Raw genomic sequence first — 19,052 nt, 5'->3', positions numbered from 1 at the left:
AGACAGAACAAGGACGTAGCGCCTATGAAAACGGTTTCCATCAGCGAAAGTGGTCTGCCCGTGCAGATCTGGAACAGCGCCCAGCAACTGGACAACATCCCTGTCATCAATACCGAAACCCTGGTCCCGGCCGGCGCTCGCGCAGTGGTGATCGCGCCGCATCCTGGCGATGAAGTGGTGACCTGCGGCGGCCTCCTGCAACAGCTGTGCGCCCTTGGCCATCCTCTGCAATTGATCTCGATCACCGACGGTAGCTACAGTCATTTTGGTTCGCGACAGTGGTCACAGAAACGCCTGAGCGTATTCCGCCCCCAGGAAAGCGTCGAAGCCTTGCGCCGGCTCGGAGTGCCGATGCACAGCCTGAAGTGGATTCGTGCCGGCTTCACCGACAGCGGGCTGGCCGAACGGGAGTCTGAACTGACCCAATTCATCGTTCGCTACTTGCGCCCCGGCGATGTGGTGTTCACCACTTGGCGCGAAGACGGCAACCTCGACCACAACGCCGTCGGCCGCGCCAGCGCCAGGGCCGCAGCGCTGGTCGGTGCGACGCTCAACGAAATACCGGTTTGGGCCTGGCACTGGCCGACACGTGAGCATGGGCTGATCCCCTGGGATCGCGCGCGCAAGGTACGCCTCGACACCTGGACCGTCGCGCGTAAAAGCCATGCCACCTACGCCTACGCCAGCCAACTCGACGGTGAGCCGATGATCGGCGCCTCCCCGTCAGTGCCCCGGGTGCTTCTGGAGCGCATGCGTTTGCCGTATGAAATTGTGTTTGTCTAAGTCATTCGAGGAATGTTTTGGCGAGAGCGCCTTTGTGGCGAGGGAGCTTGCTCCCGCTGGGGCACGAAGCGGCCCCAAAAGCTTTGCGACTGCTTCGCAGCCGAACGGGAGCAAGCTCCCTCGCCACAAAAGCCTCGCCACAGTCGCCCGCTCCCACATTGGATTAGTGTCGCTCAAACTGAACTGCTCGCCCATGCACCAGTCGCATGCATACATCAGCCTGATTCAGAGGAGTGAACGTGACCAGCGATGCCGAACGACAGGCCGTCGAATCTATGCCACCGAACACGCCTGCGGCGGTTCATCGACTCAGAGTGCTGACGGTCAACACCCATAAAGGCTTCACTGCCCTCAACCGGCGTTTTATCCTCCCGGAGTTGCGTGAAGCGGTACGCAGCACGTCGGCAGACCTGGTGTTTCTGCAGGAAGTGGTCGGTGAGCACGACCGGCATTCTTCCCGCTACAACGACTGGCCACAGACCTCGCAATACGAGTTCCTGGCCGACAGCATGTGGAGCGATTTCGCTTACGGTCGCAACGCGGTCTACCCCGACGGCCACCACGGCAATGCCCTGCTGTCGAAATACCCGATCCGCGAATTTCGCAACCTCGACGTCTCGATCACCGGCCCCGAGCGGCGCGGGTTGTTGCATTGCGTACTGGATGTGCCAGGGCATGCCGAAGTGCATGCCATTTGCGTGCACCTGAGCCTGTTGGAAAGCCATCGACAACTGCAGCTGCAGTTGCTCTGCCTGTTGCTCGAATCGTTGCCCGATGACGCCCCGGTGATTATTGCCGGCGACTTCAACGACTGGCAGTTGCAAGGCAATGCCGCCCTCGCCCGGCGCGACTACCTGCATGAAGCCTTCGAACGCCATCATGGCCGACCGGCGAAAACTTACCCGGCACGTTTTCCCCTCCTGCGCCTGGACCGGATCTACCTGCGTAATGCCAGCAGTCATGAACCGCGAATACTTGGCCACAAACCCTGGACGCATCTGTCGGACCATTTGCCGCTGGCGGTGGAAGTGCGCCTGTAACACCGTCAAATGACAGTCGCCAAGGATGCCACCGCTGACAGAAAAAATGACAGCAATGGCGCGCCGACGCCGTTTGTTTATCCTGCACTGGATCATCCACCAAACAACCGATAGCCCCCTACCCAACGCGTCTGGCCCGCGCCTTTCTGGATGATTTTTCGCACAAACAACAACTTATATACGCGCCAAAAATCAGTCACTTACAACGCCTAAAATAGCCATACCGCTTATCGGCCACTTTCTTGACGCAGCGTCAGCAGTCTTCTTAGCTAGTGCTTACTACCCCCGGAAATCCATCAGGGGCAAGCCACCAGACTCCTGTAAAAAAAGGTGGGTCTGACCCTGCCCCAATCCATTCGGTCGCCCCTCATTCGGGGTAGGAGAGACGCCAAAGCGAGATACGCATGCCATTGCAAGGTAGACCTCCATGAAAACTTCATTCACCCCACAAGAGATCAAAATCACTTTTTGCACCGTCACGAGTTCACTCCTGCTGTGCTCATCCATGGAGGTGCAGGCCTCGTCTGCCGAGGATGAACCAACGCTTTGGTATAACCAGGCACTGCCGACCCTTACCTTGCCCACCGGCTCCGCCACGTATCCCGGCCGTTCACGCGTCAATCCAGACTTACAAAGCTCACGCCTGACGGTCGAAGACGCCGCGCCTTCGGCTTGGGACCACGTCTATGGAAAGACCTCGCGGCAGGCCCAAACCGACTATCTGGCCCAAGGCTCTTCCATCCCTGGCGCCAGCGAATTCAAAAGCCCGGCGCTGCTGACCGTCCAAAGCAACAGCGGCCATACCCAGCGGGTCGGACTGATCGGCGGCACCACCCAATTCCAGGGCAATGACAACGGTCTGCTGACCAGTCGCGCCCTCGCCGACCCCGGCCATGACACGCTTAACCTTCAAGGCCAGAGTCTCGGCGCCTACTGGAGCCTGACCGGCCCACAAGGCTGGCACGTAGACTTGAGCGCCAGCGGCGGCCGGGTCAACGGCTACAGCCGCAATGACCAAGGCGCGCGACAAGCCGCCGAAGGCAGCGCGGTGACGCTGTCGGTGGAAGGTGGTTTCCCGATTGGCCTGGGTAATAACTGGGTGATCGAACCCCAGGCGCAGTTGATCAACCAACGCATTACGCTGGATACGCCCTATGCCGGCTCCGGCAACGGCTCCTCCAGCGACATGTCATCCTGGAGCGGTCGGGTCGGTGCACGCTTGAAAGGCAGTTACGATATCAACGGCCTGCCCGTCGAACCCTATGTGCGAACCAACGTGTGGCACACGGTATACACCGGTAATACCGTGAGCCTGGATCAGGTCGACAAAATCAGCAGCAGCCGCAAATCCTCGACGGTGGATGTGGGTTTGGGGCTGGTCGCCAGAGTGACGCCTTTGGTCAGCCTGTACGTCAGCGCCGATTACAGCAGCGATGTGGATGACAATGATCTGAACGGGTTGATTGGTAGTTTGGGGGTGCGGATGCGGTGGTGAGTGGGACCGCAGGCAGGTGTTGTCAGTTCTGACGCCATCGCGAGCAGGCTCGCTCCCACATTGGTTTTATGTACGACGACAATCCAATGTGGGAGCGAGCCTGCTCGCGATAGGAGCGACGCGATTTTGGATCAACCCTCCGGGCGCAGAATCAACACCGCCAACGGTGGCAGGTTCAATTCCACGGAGAGCGCCTGTCCATGGCTCGGTTCTTCGTCGGTGAACACTCCGCCGCCGTTACCGTAATTGGAACCGGCGTAGGTGTCGGCATCGCTGTTGATCAACTCGACCCAACGCCCGGCAAACGGCACGCCGACACGGTAGGACTGTCGCGGCACCGGGGTAAAGTTCGCCACCACCAGCACTGGACGTCCGTCCTTGCTCCAGCGCAACCAGGCATAGACGCTGTTGACCGCATCGTCGCCGATCAACCACTGGAAGCCTTGCGGGGCATCGTCCTGATCGTGCAGCGCCGGTTCTTCGCGATACAACCGATTCAGGTCACCGACCAGTTTGCGCACCCCTTGGTGTTCCGGGTATTGCAGCAAATACCAGTCCAGTTGCTGATCGTGATTCCACTCGCGCCACTGGCCGAATTCGCAGCCCATGAACAACAATTTCTTGCCGGGATGCGTCCACATGAAACTCAGATAAGCCCGCAAATTGGCAAACTTCTGCCAGCGATCCCCCGGCATCTTGTCAATCAGCGAATGCTTGCCATGCACCACTTCATCGTGAGAAATCGGCAGGATGAAGCGTTCGGACCAGGCATACACCAGGCCGAAACTCAGCTCATTGTGATGATGGGCGCGGTACACCGGATCCTGCTGAATGTAATGCAGCGAGTCGTGCATCCAGCCCATGTTCCACTTATAGGCAAAACCCAGCCCACCCTGTTGCGTGCTCTGGCTGACACCCGGCCACGCCGTGGATTCTTCGGCAATCACCAGTGCCCCCGGTGCTTCCAGGGCCACCACATCGTTGAGATGGCGGACGAAATCAATGGCCTCCAGATTCTCCCGACCGCCGTGACGGTTGGGCACCCACTCGCCGGCCTTGCGCGAGTAATCGCGATACAGCATCGACGCCACTGCGTCCACGCGCAGGCCATCGACGTGGAAATGCTTGAGCCAGTGCAGCGCCGAGGCCAGCATGTAGCCGTGCACCTCGGTGCGACCCAGATTGTAGATCAGCGTGTCCCAGTCCTGGTGAAAACCTTCCTGCGGGTTGCCGTACTCGTACAACGCCGTGCCGTCGAACTGCGCCAGGCCGTGGGTATCGGTGGGGAAATGCGCCGGCACCCAATCGAGGATCACGCCAATCTCGGCCTGGTGACAGGCATTGACGAACGCTGCGAAGTCATCCGGCGTGCCGTAACGGGCGCTCGGGGCGAATTGCGACAGCAGTTGATAACCCCAGGAACCACCGAACGGATGCTCCATGATCGGCATCAGTTCGATGTGGGTGAAACCCAGCTCCTTTACATAAGGAATCAGCCGCTCGGCCAACTCGGGCCAGGTGTACTGACGGGCGACCTCGCCCAGGTCATCCAGCTCGCATTGCCAGGAACCGGCATGCAATTCGTAGATCGACAGCGGTGCGCTGGTTCGCTGCCGCTCGCCCCGCGACTGCATCCAGTCGTGGTCCTGCCAGTCGATTTTCAGCGGCGAGGCGACTTTCGATGCGGTGTCCGGTGGCAAAGCGGTGGCAAGGGCCATCGGGTCGGCTTTGAGCGGCAGAATGCCGTGGGCGCCGAGAATTTCGTATTTGTAGGCTTCCCCCGCTTGCAGGCGCGGAATGAACAACTCCCAGACACCGGTGGGATGGCGCAGACGCATCGGATGACGACGACCGTCCCAGACGTTGAAATCACCAACCACCGAGACCCTTTTGGCATTCGGCGCCCATACGGCGAAGCGCACACCCTCCACGCCATCGACCGTCTTCAGTTGCGCGCCGAGGCAACTGCTCAAGTCCCGGTGATTGCCCTCGGCGAACAGGTACAAATCCATCTCGCCGAGTAACGGGCCAAAGCTGTAAGGATCCTCGGCGAGTTGCTCGCCACCCGCCCAACGGGTTCGCAACAGATAGGGTCGGGCCCGCTCGAAGTGCCCGACGAACAGCCCCGGGGTTTGGGTGGTCTCAAGGCTGCCGAGCTCTTCCCCGGATTCCTTGTCCACCACCTGCACGCTCAAGGCGTCCGGTAGATAGGCGCGAATGAATTGCCCGCCAGCGCCATCGCCGTGCGGGCCGAGAATTGCGAAGGGATCCCGATGCTCAGCGCGTACCAACGCATCGATATCCCGTGCCCTGGGCAGCAGCGCCTGTTCCACGTGCCCCTGTTCCTTGTTCGAGATACTCATGACTACTCTCCACCAAGATCGGAAAAGGGTTTGAGCCCACTCAATAACCCGTACAGACCGTGCAACGGCACGGGCAGCCAGGTGGGGCGATTTTCAGCCTCATAGGCCACTTCATAAGCCGCCTTCTCCAGACCGAACAACGCCAGCGCGGCGTCCTCGCCTTCAGGATCTTGCCATGCATGAGCAAGACTAGCTGCCGCCAGCCGATAAGCGTCGACAAATGCTTGCCGCGCCTCTTTCAGATAACGATCGGCGACCCGTTGCCGCGCGGCCTGGGCGTCGGCGGTGTTATCGACGTTGTGCACGTTGATCGTCATGGCCGCGGCGTAATCGAAGGAGCGCAACACGCCGCTGACATCTTTATAAGGGCTGTGTTTGCCTCGGCGCTCATGCAGCGGCCGGGCCGGTTCTCCCTCGAAATCGATCAGGTAGGCATCGCCCTTGATCACCAGCACCTGCCCCAGGTGCAAGTCGCCATGGACGCGAATACGTAACCCGCCAGCAGCCTTTTTACCCAGTTCCTGGACATGGCTGAGGATGGCTTTTTTGTTGTCCAGCAAACGATTGACCAATGCCTGATCCGCGGTGTTCAGTTCAGTTTGATGCTGTTTGAGTAGCTTCAGGGCATGTTCCAGTTGCGCCGCCACGTCCTTGGCCGAGGCCAGGGCATCTTTCTGGGTGGTGATCTGTGGGGCGAAGTCCGGGTTAGCGCTCGGGGCCGCCAACACCTGATGCATTTCCCCCAGGCGCTGGCCGAGCATGCCGGCAAAATCCTTCAGCTCGCCGAGGGCGTTGTAGTGCTGCTCCTGCTCCGACACGGCATCAGCGAGTTCGTCGCGAAGTGCCCGTTCGAGGTTGTTCTGGGTCCACTCCCACGCGTCGCCCTGATTGCTCAAGTAGCCTTGGGCGATCATCAACAGCGTGTCCTCGCCCGCCGCATCGCGACGAATCACCGCGCCCAGCAGCGGCGAAATATTCTGGAAACCGGCATGGGTCAGGTACGCACTCATTTCCAGTTCCGGGTGCACGCCTGACGCGACCTTGCGGATCAATTTCAGCACCAGGCTGCTGCCAATCACCACCGAACTGTTGGATTGCTCGGCGGACAGGTACCGCACCTCCGACTCGGCCGTCAGGCCAAGCCTGGTCAGTTCGTCGGTCGGCTCGAAACGGATCTCGCCACCGTCTGACGGCAACACCATGCCGGCCTGCATGCTCTGCAACACGGCATGAACAAAGCTGTCGAGGCTGAAGGCATCGGTGATCAAGCCGACCTGACGACCGCGCCGGACCCGGGCCAGTGCCAATTGCTGCGGCAACGCCGCGCCGACCTGTTCCTCGGAGATAAAACCGAATGGCAACTGGTAACGGCTGGTCTGACCGCCGCTGGTGACGTCGATCTCACCCAGCAGCACGGGATGCTGCGGGTCGCCAAAACGCACGCCGTAAGCGAGGTTGACGTTGTCGATGACGCCGTCCTTACCGGCGTACCAGCGGCGGTTTTGCAACCAGCTTGGCAGGATGCCCTGTTCCAGGGTGTGGCGGGACGGCGCTTCGAGCAGCTCTTCCATGCGTTTCTTCAGCACCAGGGTGGTGAAGTCCGGCAGGCTTTGCGCCGGCTCCACGTGCCAGCTCGGCATTTGGTTTTCCGCCGCCAGCCCGAACCAATAAAAACCGTAAGGCGCCAGTGTCAGCAGGAAATTCAACTGGCCGATGGGCGGGAATGCATTGCCGCCGAGCATCTCCACCGGAACCATGCCGACATAAGCCGACAGATCCAGCTCTGCCGCCTGCGCGCTGCGGGACACGTTGGCCACGCACAAAATAATCTCGTGCTTGCCGTCCGGGCCGGTGAATTCGCGGGTGTAAGCCAGAATCCGTCGATTACTCGGTGAGAGCATCTTCAACGTCCCACGACCGAAGGCCTTGGACTGCTTGCGCACCGCGAGCAGGCGCCGGTTCCAGTTCAACAATGAATGAGGGTCACCGGCCTGGGTTTCGACGTTGACCGACAGGTAGCCATAGAGCGGGTCCATGATCGGCGGCAGCACCAGGCTGGCCGGGTCGGCGCGGGAGAAACCGCCATTACGGTCGATCGACCATTGCATCGGCGTGCGCACACCGTCGCGGTCGCCGAGGTAGATGTTATCGCCCATGCCGATTTCATCGCCGTAATACAGGGTCGGCGTGCCGGGCATCGACAGCAGCAAACTGTTGAGCAATTCCACGCGGCGACGATCACGTTCCATCAACGGCGCCAGACGCCGGCGAATCCCCAGATTGATTCGCGCCCGGCGGTCGGCGGCGTAGTAATTCCACAGGTAATCGCGCTCCCGATCGGTGACCATTTCCAGGGTCAGCTCATCGTGGTTGCGCAGGAAAATCGCCCACTGGCAGTTGGCGGGAATTTCCGGAGTCTGGCGCAAAATATCGGTGATCGGGAAACGATCTTCCTGGGCCAGCGCCATGTACATGCGCGGCATCAGCGGGAAGTGAAAGGCCATGTGGCATTCGTCGCCGTTCTGGCCGTCGGCAGAGGTGTTGCCAAAGTACAACTGAGTATCTTCCGGCCACTGATTGGCCTCGGCCAGCAGCATGCGATCAGGGTAATTGGCGTCGATCTCGGCACGGATCTGCTTGAGGACGTCGTGGGTCTCGGGCAGGTTTTCGTTGTTGGTGCCGTCGCGCTCGATCAGGTACGGGATCGCATCCAGCCGCAGACCGTCGATGCCCATGTCGAGCCAGTAACGCATCACCGACAGCACCGCTTTCATGACTTGCGGGTTGTCGAAGTTCAGGTCCGGCTGGTGGGAATAGAAACGGTGCCAGAAGTACTGACCGGCTACCGGGTCCCAGGTCCAGTTGGACTTTTCGGTGTCGAGAAAGATGATGCGGGTGCCATCGTATTTCTGATCGTTATCGGACCAGACATAGAAGTCGCGGGCCGCCGAACCGGGCTTGGCCTTGCGCGCGCGCTGGAACCACGCGTGCTGGTCCGAGGTGTGGTTGATGACCAGTTCGGTAATCACCCGCAGGCCGCGTTTATGGGCCTCGGCAATGAAGCGCTTGGCATCGGCCATGGTGCCGTAGTCAGGATGCACGCCACGGTATTCAGCGATGTCATAGCCATCGTCACGTCGTGGCGAGGGGTAGAACGGCAACAGCCAGATGGTGTTGACGCCCAGATCGGCAATGTAATCGAGTTTGGCGATAAGGCCGGGAAAGTCGCCGATCCCGTCGTTGTTGGAGTCGAAAAAAGACTTAACGTGAACCTGGTAGATCACCGCATCCTTGTACCAGAGCGGGTCCTTGATAAAGGTGGCTGACCTGGGTTTCTTCGCCATTTGTAACTCCTGTTCAATTCAATAAAGCCACTAAGGCGCACCACCTATACGGTATCTACACATCTCTCAAACCTGGCGACCTCTGTAGGAGCTGCCGAAGGCTGCGATCTTTTGATCTTGTGCCATTTGCGCTGCACCCAAAAATCAAAAGATCGCAGCCTTCGGCAGCTCCTACGGGGTCATTTCTCCGCCAGCAAAAGAGTGTCCTCACAGGGATGCGCGGCGCAGTCAAGAAGCGCTGATCCTCCAAATCCCGAACGGCAGATGCCACGGTTCGATCCGCATGAACTGGTACTTGCCGTGCCAGGTCCAGCGGTGGCCGTTCATCAAGTCTTCGCCCTGAGTGACGGCATCATCGGGCAGGCCCATTTCCCACAGCGGCAATTCGAAGTTTGCCTCCTGGGCGTGATGCGGATCGAGGCTGACCGCCACCAGAATGAAATTGCTGCCGTCGACGCTGCGTTTGCCGAAGTACAAAATATTGTCGTTCCACGCGTTGTAGACCTTCAGGCCCAAGTGCGTGTGCAGCGCCGGGTTCTGCCGGCGGATGCGGTTAAGCTGGGCGATTTCGGCAATTATGTTGCCCGGCGCATTGAAGTCTCGTGGGCGGATTTCGTACTTCTCGGAATTGAGGTATTCCTCCCGGCCCGGTACCGGTGCCGCTTCACATAGCTCAAACCCCGAATACATGCCCCACAGCCCGGAACCCATGGTCGCCAGCGCGGCACGGATGAGAAAACCGGCGCGCCCGGATTCATGCAGGAACGCCGGGTTGATGTCCGGCGTGTTGACGAAAAAATTCGGCCGGTAGCATTCACGCCACGGCGACTCATTGAGTTCGGTGAGATAGGTCGCCAGCTCGGTCTTGGTGTTGCGCCAGGTGAAATAGGTGTAGCTCTGGGAGTAACCGACCTTGCCCAAACGCGCCATCATCGCCGGGGTGGTAAAGGCTTCGGCCAGGAAGATCACCTCGGGGTACAGCGCCCGCACATCGGCGATCATCCATTGCCAGAACGGCAACGGCTTGGTGTGAGGGTTATCGACGCGAAACAGCTTCACGCCCTCCTCGACCCAACCCACCACAATGTCACGCAGCTCGATCCACAGGCCGGGAATCGCGTCCACGGCATAGAAATCGACGTTGACGATGTCCTGGTATTTCTTCGGCGGGTTCTCGGCGTATTTGATCGTGCCGTCCGGCCGCCAGTTGAACCAGCCCGGATGCTGTTTGAGCCACGGGTGGTCCTGGGAACACTGAATCGCGAAATCGAGGGCGACTTCCAGCCCGTGCTCGGCGGCGGCCGCGACGAGCCGGCGAAAATCTTCGCGAGTACCCAGTTCCGAGTGAATCGCCTCATGCCCACCCTCTTCGCTGCCAATAGCGTAAGGGCTACCCGGGTCGTCCGGGCCGGCGATCAACGAATTGTTCGGGCCTTTGCGGTAGCTGCGGCCGATCGGGTGGATCGGCGTGAAATACAGCACGTCGAAGCCCATGTCCTGGATCATCGCCAGCCGCGAATGCACGTCGTTGAAAGTGCCATGACGGGCCGGATCGTCGGTGATCGAACGCGGAAACAATTCATACCAGCTGGCGAACTGTGCCAGATCTCGCTCCACGTCTACCGGGTATTCAGGGCTCAGGCTCAGGAAGGGACGATGGTCAGCCTGGGCCATCAAGTCCGCGCTGCGCTGGTGCAGAAACAAAGCGACCTGCTCGGTTTCGAGCAGACCGGACAGTTCATGGTGCAACGCCGCCAGTTGTTCACTGAGCGGGCCTTCAGAGCGTTCGGCTGCCTGTTGGACGTGGGTGCGCCCTTCCTGCAACTCCAGGCTGACCGAGACGCCGGCGTCGTGCTTTTTTTTCAGCTCATAACAAAAGCTGGCGAACTGATCGATCCAGGCTTCGAGGCAGAACACATAACGCCCCTGCTTGTTGACACGAAACTGGCCCTGCCAGCCGTTATTGCCCAGCTCGGCCATCACCTCGCTCTGCCAGTCTTCGTCGCCGTCGGCACGCCAGCGGATGCGCACGGCCAGTTTGTCGTGACCGTCGGCAAACACTTTGCTGGTCACCACCACGTCCTGATCAATCACGGCTTTAACGGCGAATTGCCCGCCATCGAGGGTCGGCATGGTGTTTTCGATCACGATCCGCGGTAGCAGTAACGCCTGCGACAGCGGTATATGCGGGTTGTAGCTCAACTCTGTGGGTTTCTCAGCGGTCATCGAGCATCTCTCCTTAACGCCCCAAGGACGCTCTTGTGCCTGGTCGTCGTTCACACGAAGCGGTCTGCCCCGACATGAACTCACTTAAGTTCCGAACAGCAGGCGTCGGTAAAAGTTCAGAGGGATTTGCCAAGTCTTTCGGGGAATCAAATTCCCTGTGTACGGGTCAACCAACTTAAGCACGACTCACGCCATCTGCCACTGGAGACTGTATCGATGAGTATTCCAATCCCGGCCGAGACACCCGATCCGAACATTGATGAGCCGACGGTACCGCCGATACAGCCAACACCGCCGACCGAACCCGCCCCCGTCCCTGAACAGGAACCGCCGGGCACCAACCCGCCACCGCGCGAAGAGCCGCCATCGACTGTGCAGCCACCGGAAATCGTACATCCGTAAGCGCATGAAGGCTCAATGTAGGAGCTGCCGAAGGCTGCGATCTTTTGATCTTGTTCTTCAGCAATCTCCAAATCGGTATAAAGATAAAGATCAAAAGATCGCAGCCTGCGGCAGCTCCTACGGGGTTCGATCCTTTTCAATCTGGCGCACCACGACCGGCATCACACCGAGAATCACCAACGCCAGCAACGTACTGAGCACCGCCGTCGCCTCGCGGCCCATTCCGGCCGAAACACCAATGGCCGCCGTCATCCACAAACCGGCGGCGGTGGTCAGGCCTTTGACATGGCCCTCATCGCCATCAGTGTTTTTCAGGATAGTCCCGGCGCCCAGAAACCCGATGCCGGCGATTACGCCCTGCACCACCCGGCTCATGGCGTCGGCCTGGGATCCTGACATCTGCGGCACCAGCACAAACAATGCCGCGCCGAGCGCCACCAGCATGTGGGTGCGAACCCCGGCAGCCTTGCCCTTCTGTTCACGTTCGAAACCGAGAATGCCACCCAGCAAGGCCGCCATCAGCAAACGCACGGTAATGCGCGTCAGTTGTGAAGCATCGCCAATGTCGGCGAACTCCGCTTGCAGCGTCACCCAAACCTCGTGCCACCAAGCGTCCATGGCGCAGTCCTTGTGATGATTTAATGACTCGATAGAGGGTGGACCGTACCCACCATTAATCGGTTGCACAGAACGATGACCGGCGGATGCGTCCTAACACTTCAGAATCCGCCGAAAAAGGACGCCTCCATGACCGTGCGCATCGAAAACCAGACCTGCTTCTTCATCACCCAAAACGGCGAAGAAATCCGTCTTTGCCCCGACGTGACCATCATCACCGACGGGGAAAAATCCATGTCGGCGGTCGACCTCAACGGCCAGCGCATCTACATCACCGAAGCAGAAGCCGATGCATTGACCGTAGCAGGCGCAGTGGACAGTCGCCGACATTTGAAGGCCACGGACAGTGATTCGGTGATTTGACTGACCCGCATCAACTCACACCACAAGCAACTGGCATAGGCGTTTGTGGCCAACCATGGCGGGTGCATCAAGTTGTCGCAGGCGGGTGCGGACAACCCATCTGATCCGCTTTTTATTGCTTTAGCTGAGTCTGTTATGCAAACAGATCGCTGGTCATAGTGCTCAGGCCTGATGGAGGCTGATGAGCGAAAGACCATGAGCGATAGAATCCCCGTCCGAACCGTTGAAAATGCCTCATTCTTAAAAAGCAATGAACCTTTGCGTCCAACGATAAAGGCCAAATCCAGCGACAACCTGATCCACACCCGCAGCTTCACGGGTGTATTCCGCACCCTGCGCATGAGTGGCGCGGGGGTTCTGTTTCTGCTGTTCTTCGGCACCGTGTGGTTGAACTGGGGTGGCCGCCAGGCAGTGCTCTGGGACCTTTCCGAAAGCAAATTTCACATCTTCGGCGCGACCTTCTGGCCACAGGATTTCATTCTGCTTTCGGCGCTGCTGATCATCGCTGCGTTCGGCCTGTTTGCGATCACCGTGTTCGCCGGCAGGGTCTGGTGCGGTTACACCTGCCCGCAGAGTTCCTGGACCTGGATCTTCATGTGGTGCGAGAAAATCACCGAAGGCGAGCGCAACCAGCGAATCAAGCTGCAAGCCGCCCCCTGGGGCCTGAACAAACTGATCCGCCGCTCGGCCAAACACACCCTGTGGCTGGCGATCAGCCTGCTCACCGGCCTGACCTTTGTCGGCTACTTCACGCCGATCCGTCCGCTGGCCGAAGAATTGCTGACCTTGCAAATCGGCGGTGTCAGCCTGTTTTGGGTGCTGTTCTTTACCGGGGCTACTTACATCAATGCCGGTTGGTTGCGCGAAGCAGTGTGCATGCACATGTGTCCGTATGCGCGGTTTCAGAGCGTGATGTTCGACAAGGACACCCTGACCATTTCCTACGACGTGGCCCGCGGCGAAAACCGTGGCCCGCGCAAACGTGACGTCAAACCCACCGAGGTCGGACTGGGTGATTGCATCGATTGCCAATTGTGCGTGCAGGTCTGCCCGACCGGCATCGACATTCGCGACGGCTTGCAGATGGAATGCATCGGTTGCGCCGCGTGCATCGACGCCTGTGATTCGATCATGGACAAAATGGGCTACGCCCGTGGGCTGATCAGCTACACCTCGGAGCATGAACTGCAGGGCGGCAAAACCCACCTTCTGAGGCCGCGACTGATCGGTTATACCGCCGTGCTACTGGTAATGATCGGCGCCCTCGCCCTGGCGCTGGTGGAACGGCCGATGGTGTCGCTGGACGTGAGCAAGGACCGTGGCCTGTTCCGCGAGAACAGTGAAGGCCAGATCGAAAACATCTACAGCTTGAAGGTCATCAACAAGACCCAGCAACGTCAGGATTATCGATTGACGCTGGTCGATGGCGATGGCTTCCAGCTGCAAGGCAAGACCGAACTGAGCCTGGCACCGGGCGAGATTGTGGATGTGCCGGTGTCGGTGGCCATGACCACGGAGCGGCCGAGCAGCAGCTCGCAGACGATCAGTTTCAAGATTGTCGACAGTGATGAGCCGGACATCTACAGCGTGGCCAAGAGCCGGTTTGTTGCGCCGATGAACCGTTGAGCCATTAAGATGCAAAGCCAAAGATCGCAGCCTTCGGCAGCTCCTACAGGTGTACGCCGATCCATTGTAGGAGCTGCCGAAGGCTGCGATCTTGGCGACTTGACTGCCACCCATTTTTTAATGAATGACACCTATCCAGGCACCCGATGAAACGCTACGAAAAATTCGCCGACGATATCGCTGAACTGATCCGCTCCGGCGTCCTCGGTCCCGGCCAGCGGGTGCCGTCGGTGCGCTACGCCAGCCAGACTTACGGGGTCAGCCCGTCCACGGTGTTCCAGGCCTATTACCTGCTTGAGCGCCGTGGCCTGATCCGCGCCCGGCCGCGCTCCGGTTACTTCGTCAATACCCATGCACCGAGCCCGTTTTCGGAGCCGGTGATCAGCAGCCAGGTCAACGAGTCCACCGAAGTCGACGTCAGCGAACTGGTGTTCTCGGTGCTGGACTCAATCAAAGACCCGAACACCGTGCCCTTCGGCTCGGCCTTCCCCAGCCCCACGCTGTTCCCGCTGCAGCGGTTGTCCCGCTCACTGGCCAGTGCCGCCCGGGAGATGGACCCGCGCATGGTGGTCACCGACATGTCGCCGGGCAACCCGCAACTGCGTCGACAAATCGCCCTGCGCTACATGGTCGGCGGGCTGATGCTGCCCATGGAAGAGTTGCTGATCACCAACGGCGCTCTCGAAGCCCTGAACCTGTGCCTGCAAGCGGTCACCGAACCCGGCGATCTGGTGGCCATCGAAGCCCCGGCGTTCTACGCCAGCCTGCAAGTGCTGGAACGGCTGAAGCTCAAAGCAGTGGAAATTCCCGTGCACCCGCGCGATGGCATTGACCTTGGTGTGCTGGCCCAGACGCTGGAACGGCATCCGATCAAAGCCTGTTGGTGCATGACCAGTTTCCAAAACCCCATGGGCGCGACCATGCCCGAGGCGAAGAAGCAGGAACTCGTGGAGTTGTTGCGCAGCCATCAGGTGCCGCTGATCGAGGACGACGTCTACGCCGAGCTCTACTATGGGCAACAGGCGCCAAAACCGGCCAAGGCTTTCGACACTGAAGGGTTGGTGATGCACTGCGGTTCGTTCGCCAAGAGCCTGGCCCCCGGTTATCGCATCGGCTGGGTCGCGGCCGGGCGTTATGCGCAGAAGATCGAGCGCCTGAAACTGATGACCTCACTCTGCGCCTCGATGCCGGCCCAAGCCGCCATCGCCGATTACCTGCAACACGGCGGCTACGACCGGCACCTGCGCAAACTGCGCTACGCCCTGGAAGAACAGCAAAGCGCCATGCTCGCCGCCATCGCCCGCTACTTCCCGGCCCAGACGCGCGTTAGTCAGCCGGCGGGAGGGTACTTTTTGTGGCTGGAACTGCCGCCGCAGATGGATTCGTTGAAGTTGTTTCAGATGGCGCTGGCGCAAGGGATCAGCATCGCCCCCGGGCCGATCTTTTCACCGACCCAGCGGTTCAGGAATTGTATTCGGTTGAATTACGGCAGCCCGTGGACTGAGGATTCGGAGAAGGCGATGGAGACGTTGGGGCGGATTGTCAGATCCTTCTAAAATCAAAAGATCGCAGCCTTCGGCAGCTCCTACAGGGAATTAGCGTACACCTGTAGGAGCTGCCGAAGGCTGCGATCTTTTGGTCTTGCTCCTGATCCTTACCGCCCACCACCCAGGTCGACGAAAGTCCCTGTCGCATAAGAAGCCTTATCCGACAACAACCACACAATCGCCTCCGCCACTTCATCCGGCCGCCCACCCCGGGCCATCGGGATTGCCGACTCCAGCTTGCTGACCCGGTCCGGATCGCCGCTCAATGCATGGAAATCGGTGTAGATGTAACCCGGCCGCACGGCGTTGACGCGAATACCCTCGCCCGCCACTTCCTTGGACAGACCGATGGTGAAGGTGTCCAGCGCGCCTTTGGACGCAGCGTAGTCGACATATTCGCTGGGGGCGCCCAAGCGGGCAGCGACCGACGACACGTTGACGATGCTGCCGCCCTGCCCGCCATGTTTGGGTGACATGCGCAGGATCGCGTGTTTGGCGCAGAGGATCGGCGCCAGGACGTTGGTCTTGAGGATTTTCAGAATACGGAATTCGGACATTTCGTCGATCCGCGACTTTTGCCCGACAGTGCCGGCGTTGTTCACCAGCGCTGTGACCCGACCGAGTTCGGTATCTACGCGGTGGAACAGGCCGATCACCTCGTCTTCGATGCTGACATCGGCGCGTACCGCAATGGCTTGGGCGCCGAGTGCGCGGACTTGTTCCAGCACACTGTGCGCCGCCTGTTCGTCGGACTGATAGTTGACACAGATCCGATAGCCCTGCTCTGCAGCCAACAGGGCCGTGGCGGCGCCAATTCCGCGGCTGCCGCCGGTGATTACGATGACTTTGTCCATGCTGGCATTCCCCCGTTTCAAGCGTATGCAGTCGGGGCCAAGAATAACCGCCATCGGCGGGTTTTGCATGAACCTGCGTCAATGGCTGCACTGATGGCAATCTGAAGTGAACCTATTCCTGTGGCTGAAGATGCTTCTGTGGCGAGGGAGCTTGCTCCCGCTGGGGCGCGCAGCGGCCCCCTCATTTTTTCAGACCTGCCAGGCCGACTGGTTTTGCGACTGCTGCGCAGCCGAGCGGGAGCAAGCTCCCTCGCCACAGGTCTGCCCCCAATAAGCTGCCCGGTTTCAGCCAGCCGCCAATTGCTCCCCTCGGTGAATATCGGCCATGAAGCGATCGGCCGGCAGCGGATGCCCCAGCAGGTAACCCTGCAACGAGTCGCAGCCCAACTGGGTCAGGAAGTCTTGCTGGACACCGGTTTCAACCCCTTCGGCGACAATCCGCAAGCCCAGGGCCTGGCCGAGGGCGACGATGGCCGAGACGATGGCCGCGTCGTCGCTGTCGTGTTCCAGATCGCGGACGAAACCCCGGTCGATCTTCAGTTCATTGGCCGGCAGGCGCTTGAGGTACATCAAGCTCGAATAGCCGGTACCAAAGTCATCGATAGACAGGTCGACGCCCATCTCCGAGAGTTCCTGCAGCACCGTCATGCTCGCGTCGGCATCGCTCATGGCGGTGGTTTCGGTGATTTCCAGGGTCAGGCTGTTGGCCGGAAGATGATGAGTGGCCAGGGCCTTGGCGACGCTCTGGACCAACCCGGCGTGGCAGAACTGCAAGGCCGAGAGGTTCACCGCGATGCGCCAGTCGGTGTAACCGAGCACGTACCACTCGCGCATCTGACGGCAGGCTTCATTGAGCACCCACTCGCCGATCGGAATGATCAGCCCGGTCTTCTCCGCAAGATCGATGAAGCTGTCCGGCTGAAGCATGCCCTGGGTCGGGTGTTCCCAGCGCAGCAACGCCTCGGCACCCACCGGTCGGCCATGGCCGGCGTCGAACTTGGGCTGGTAATAGAGGCTGAATTGCTGCTGATCCAGGGCGTTGCGCAAGTCCTGAAGCAATTGCAGCTGTTTGCGCGCGTTGCTGTTCATCGAGGCGTCGAAGAAGCTGTGGCCGTTTTTCCCGGCGCCCTTGGCGTGGTACATCGCCGCGTCGGCGTTCATCAGCAACTCCTCGGCGGTCTGACCGTTGCCCGGATAGAGCGCGATGCCGACGCTGGCGGAAATCTGCAAGTCATGTTCCGCGACCCGGAACGAGCGCGCGATCAGCCCCACCTGTCGCGCCGCCAGGTTCAGCGCGTCATTGGGCTCGGCGAGTTGCACCAGCAACACAAACTCATCGCCGCCGATCCGCGCCAGGGTGTCCTGGCTACGCAAATCTTCACGCAAGCGCAGGCCGACCTCACGCAGCAACTGGTCGCCCATGTGGTGCCCAAAAGCATCGTTGACCGGTTTGAAACCATCCAGATCAATGAACATCAACGCAAAACAGCCACCCTGCTCCTGCACCCTCGACATCGCCTGATCGATACGGTCGGCCAGCAACACTCGGTTCGGCAGCCCGGTCAGGGTGTCGTGCAGCGCCAATTGGGTGAGTTCGCGATTGGCCTCGGTCAGCGAGTGAGCCAGATCCGCAGTGCGAGCCTCCAGGCGTGCATCGAGGATCGAGGTCAGCAAGGCAATGCTCAATACGGCAAGGGTGGTGATCAGAACAAGATTGTCCAGGCCCTCGCCGTTCAGGCCATCGGCCGCCGCGCCACAGAAACTGCCGTCGGCAAAGCGTGCCGCGGCCATGCCGGTGTAGTGCATGCCGACGATGGCGATGCCCATGATCACTGCAGCACCGCCGCGGATCAGGCGAACATAGGGCGCCTGCCGACGCAGGCGGAAAGCGATCCACAACGCCGCGCCCGACGCGACGACGGCGATCAGCAATGAGGCGCTAAACAGTGCAGGGTCGTAATCGATGCCCGGCTGCATGCGCATGGCGGCCATGCCGGTGTAATGCATCGCACTGATGCCAGCGCCCATCACCAGCGCGCCGAACGCCAGTTGCCAGGCCGGCAGTTGTGGCTGGCTGACCAGCCACAAGGCAAAACCGCAGGACAGGACCGCGATCAATAGCGACAGCGCCGTAAGGGTTGCGTCGTAGCCCAGGTCGATCGGCAATGTGAATGCGAGCATGCCGATGAAATGCATCGACCACACGCCAACCCCCATTGCAAAAGCGCCGCCCGCCGTCCACAGATGCACCGCCCGACCCTTGGCCGTGGCGATGCGACCGCTGAGGTCGAGCGCGGTATAAGAGGCAAGTATCGCCACACAAAGCGATATGAAAACCAGCGTAAGGGAATAACTACCAATGAGCATGGGACTTCTCGCGACCGCCCCCGC

At 60.1% G+C, this 19,052-nt stretch carries 13 protein-coding genes; 7 read left to right on the top strand and 6 right to left on the bottom strand.

Features of this window, described 5'->3' with window-relative positions; all coding sequences use genetic code 11:
• The first annotated feature begins 24 nt into the window (after window positions 1–24).
• The 3 genes from ACZ89R_RS00905 (at window position 25) to ACZ89R_RS00895 (ending at window position 3,318) form a co-directional block, all read left to right on the top strand.
• Window positions 25–783, top strand: coding sequence for a PIG-L deacetylase family protein (locus ACZ89R_RS00905; RefSeq protein ID WP_429547061.1), 759 nt, complete (start codon window positions 25–27; stop codon window positions 781–783).
• 239 nt (window positions 784–1,022) lie between these two features.
• Window positions 1,023–1,823 (top strand): endonuclease/exonuclease/phosphatase family protein, encoded by an 801-nt coding sequence (locus ACZ89R_RS00900; RefSeq protein WP_192342896.1) that lies wholly within the window; start codon window positions 1,023–1,025, stop codon window positions 1,821–1,823.
• 427 nt (window positions 1,824–2,250) lie between these two features.
• Entirely contained in the window at window positions 2,251–3,318 is a 1,068-nt protein-coding gene (locus ACZ89R_RS00895; RefSeq protein WP_429547062.1) for an autotransporter domain-containing protein, read from the top strand.
• A gap of 131 nt (window positions 3,319–3,449) precedes the next feature.
• Here the strand turns inward: ACZ89R_RS00895 and glgB are convergent, their stop codons facing one another.
• From glgB to ACZ89R_RS00880, 3 genes are all read right to left on the bottom strand, one after another.
• Window positions 3,450–5,681 (bottom strand): 1,4-alpha-glucan branching protein GlgB, encoded by a 2,232-nt coding sequence (gene glgB, locus ACZ89R_RS00890; protein WP_429547063.1) that lies wholly within the window; start codon window positions 5,679–5,681, stop codon window positions 3,450–3,452.
• Between the two features lie 2 nt (window positions 5,682–5,683).
• Window positions 5,684–9,025 carry a maltose alpha-D-glucosyltransferase gene (gene treS, locus ACZ89R_RS00885; protein ID WP_429547064.1) on the bottom strand — a complete coding sequence of 1,114 codons (3,342 nt, stop codon included), beginning with the start codon at window positions 9,023–9,025 and terminating at the stop codon, window positions 5,684–5,686.
• Between the two features lie 228 nt (window positions 9,026–9,253).
• Window positions 9,254–11,251, bottom strand: coding sequence for an alpha-1,4-glucan--maltose-1-phosphate maltosyltransferase (locus ACZ89R_RS00880; protein WP_429547065.1), 1,998 nt, complete (start codon window positions 11,249–11,251; stop codon window positions 9,254–9,256).
• 216 nt (window positions 11,252–11,467) lie between these two features.
• On the opposite strand from ACZ89R_RS00880, the gene ACZ89R_RS00875 reads away from it, so the two are divergent.
• Window positions 11,468–11,653 (top strand): hypothetical protein, encoded by a 186-nt coding sequence (locus ACZ89R_RS00875; protein ID WP_429547066.1) that lies wholly within the window; start codon window positions 11,468–11,470, stop codon window positions 11,651–11,653.
• Between the two features lie 117 nt (window positions 11,654–11,770).
• Here ACZ89R_RS00875 and ACZ89R_RS00870 read toward each other — a convergent pair whose 3' ends face one another.
• Window positions 11,771–12,271 (bottom strand): MgtC/SapB family protein, encoded by a 501-nt coding sequence (locus ACZ89R_RS00870; protein ID WP_429547067.1) that lies wholly within the window; start codon window positions 12,269–12,271, stop codon window positions 11,771–11,773.
• Window positions 12,272–12,400: 129 nt separating this feature from the next.
• On the opposite strand from ACZ89R_RS00870, the gene ACZ89R_RS00865 reads away from it, so the two are divergent.
• From ACZ89R_RS00865 to mapR, 3 genes are all read left to right on the top strand, one after another.
• Window positions 12,401–12,634, top strand: a complete 234-nt coding sequence (locus ACZ89R_RS00865) for a DUF3203 family protein (RefSeq protein ID WP_429386318.1) — start codon at window positions 12,401–12,403, stop codon at window positions 12,632–12,634.
• Between the two features lie 195 nt (window positions 12,635–12,829).
• The gene (gene ccoG / locus ACZ89R_RS00860; RefSeq protein WP_429547068.1) at window positions 12,830–14,260 is read left to right on the top strand and encodes a cytochrome c oxidase accessory protein CcoG; all 1,431 of its coding nucleotides are present in this window, start codon (window positions 12,830–12,832) and stop codon (window positions 14,258–14,260) included.
• Window positions 14,261–14,406: 146 nt separating this feature from the next.
• On the top strand, window positions 14,407–15,816 hold the full coding sequence (gene mapR / locus ACZ89R_RS00855; RefSeq protein WP_008069156.1) for a GntR family transcriptional regulator MpaR: 1,410 nt from the start codon (window positions 14,407–14,409) through the stop codon (window positions 15,814–15,816).
• 98 nt (window positions 15,817–15,914) lie between these two features.
• On the opposite strand, the gene ACZ89R_RS00850 is transcribed toward mapR, so the two are convergent.
• Window positions 15,915–16,661: an SDR family oxidoreductase gene (locus ACZ89R_RS00850; RefSeq protein WP_429547069.1), complete on the bottom strand. Its 747-nt coding sequence runs from the start codon at window positions 16,659–16,661 to the stop codon at window positions 15,915–15,917.
• A 285-nt stretch (window positions 16,662–16,946) separates the two neighbouring features.
• Window positions 16,947–19,028: a putative bifunctional diguanylate cyclase/phosphodiesterase gene (locus ACZ89R_RS00845; protein WP_429547070.1), complete on the bottom strand. Its 2,082-nt coding sequence runs from the start codon at window positions 19,026–19,028 to the stop codon at window positions 16,947–16,949.
• Window positions 19,029–19,052 lie beyond the last annotated feature (24 nt).

This window comes from Pseudomonas sp. TE3728, assembly GCF_056279145.1.
This window is presented reverse-complemented; position numbering and strand designations above follow the sequence as displayed.